Source organism: Cognatiluteimonas telluris (assembly GCF_011320095.1).
Lineage (GTDB): Bacteria > Pseudomonadota > Gammaproteobacteria > Xanthomonadales > Xanthomonadaceae > Cognatiluteimonas > Cognatiluteimonas telluris.
Genome location: NZ_JAANOY010000077.1, coordinates 1 through 1,726, shown reverse-complemented (window position 1 = coordinate 1,726; position 1,726 = coordinate 1). Strand labels below are relative to the sequence as shown.

At 57.7% G+C, this 1,726-nt stretch carries 2 protein-coding genes; both read left to right on the top strand.

Features of this window, described 5'->3' with window-relative positions; translation table 11 throughout:
- Positions 1–135: 135 nt before the first annotated feature.
- A complete protein-coding gene (locus G7B67_RS13020; RefSeq protein WP_166213112.1) occupies positions 136–642 on the top strand; it encodes a DUF2199 domain-containing protein in 507 nt (168 codons plus the stop codon).
- A 660-nt stretch (positions 643–1,302) separates the two neighbouring features.
- Positions 1,303–1,527, top strand: coding sequence for a hypothetical protein (locus G7B67_RS13015; RefSeq protein ID WP_166213110.1), 225 nt, complete (start codon positions 1,303–1,305; stop codon positions 1,525–1,527).
- The last annotated feature ends 199 nt before the right edge of the window (positions 1,528–1,726 follow it).

The following is a 1,726-nucleotide window of genomic DNA, read 5'->3' as shown; positions in this document are numbered from 1 at the left end:
CGCCTTTTCGGTCTGGGTGCTGTGGGCCAATATCCGAGCGAGAATGCGTGAAGCCCGTAGCCGTAGCGCCTAACAACTCATTCAAGAGGGAAGCCGCTTCGCGGCTCCCCTTAATTCAGGTGTTAGGGCCCACAAGTGACTTCATCGTTCATCTGCTCCACTTGCGGAGAAACGCACGAAGGATTGCCTACGGATCATGGCTGGAAACTGCCGGATGACGTATGGGCTATTCCGGCTAATGAGCGACCTGACAAGGCCAAGTTCAACAGCGACCTGTGCCAGCTGGGAAGCCGCTTCTTCATCCGCTGCATTCTCAAGTTGCCCTTCAACGAGCAATCCGGGTATTACGGCTGGGGTGTCTGGATAGAGGTGGCAGAACCGGATTTCTACCGCTACGTCGAGCTATACGACAAGGACGGCAGTGCTGAGCCACCTGTACACGGCACTATCGCCAACTCAATCCCAGGCTATCCACCCACCCTTGGCCTGCCCGTAGTCGTGCAGTTCCAAGCCAGTACCAGTCGGCCCAGCGTTTCTGTATCGGCTACCGGCCACCCTATCGCTACCGAGCAGTCCAAGGGCATAGACAATCAGCGCTATCACGAAATACTTGCAGCCACGGGGTCGCTGGGTGGGCCCTAACAATTCATTCAAGCCGAACCCGCTTCGCGGGTCGGCTTAATTCACGTGTTAGGCCGCTAAGAGCGGGCCTGTTGCGGCCATGCGGCAGTCCGGATTGCTCGCTTCGCCCAACACCTCGTCGCTTTCGTCCACCAGCTTCGGTCGCGCTCGAGCAGCCCAAAGGGGCGCCCGTAATTTCGGGCGGCACTCTCGCAATCGGAAGGGGCTGGCGGCATCTGTGCTTGGCGCTCGAAGTTCCCGGTGCGCGGCCACGCATCTTCGCTTCGGCACAAGCAGCTTCGGCTGGTCCGCGAGTCGCGCACGATTTGATCGGGTTTGCGCCCGAGGTATCCGGCGGCATTTGCCGCAACCCAAATTACCAGGCGGCACGCAGGTGGGGCGCCCGTACCTTTTAGGCGCGCGGCCGACTGATTCGGCCTCAGGTCAAGCGTGTGGCTTGCTACCGAATGACTCTTGTGGGCAAATGGCTGCCTAACTATTCATTCAAGGGGAAGCCGCTTCGCGGCTCCCCTTAATTCAGGTGTTAGGCCGCCGTCCAAGACCTTCGTCGCCATATTTGGGGCTTTGTCGCCGGATCTACTTAATTGGTCGCAACTCATTGGCAAGCTGCATCAACGGCCTGCAATCTGGCGTTCCGCTCGTCCGATCTGGGAGCAGACCATGACAACCCTACTTGCACTCGTCGCTTGGTGCGCGCTTTTCCTCCTGTGCTGGCCGCTCGCCTTGGTGGCTTTGATTCTCTGGCCAATCATCTGGCTCTTCGCCTTGCCGTTCCGCCTGGTGGGCATTACATTTTCCACGTTGTTCGCATTTCTACAGGCAATTCTATTTTTGCCGGCCCGGCTTTTAGGTTGGCACTCGCAAAAGGCGCATGTACGCTCCTAAGCGACTGCCTAACAATTCATTCAAGCCGAACATGCTTCGTTCCAGCAAAAGGCGGCACCGAAAAGCGTGCCACCTTTTGCCTCCACTACGCATGTCGGCTTAATTCAGGTGTTAGCGCGCAGATGAAATTACTCGATTGGCGAAATAAGACCTGGCGAGGACGCGCCTTGATGGTCGCCTCGGCTGTGATCATCATTTT

What these genes read in the sequence shown, in the direction of transcription:
- G7B67_RS13015 (WP_166213110.1), top strand. Translation starts at nt 1,303, where the DNA reads ATGACAACCCTACTTGCACTCGTCGCTTGGTGCGCGCTTTTCCTCCTG.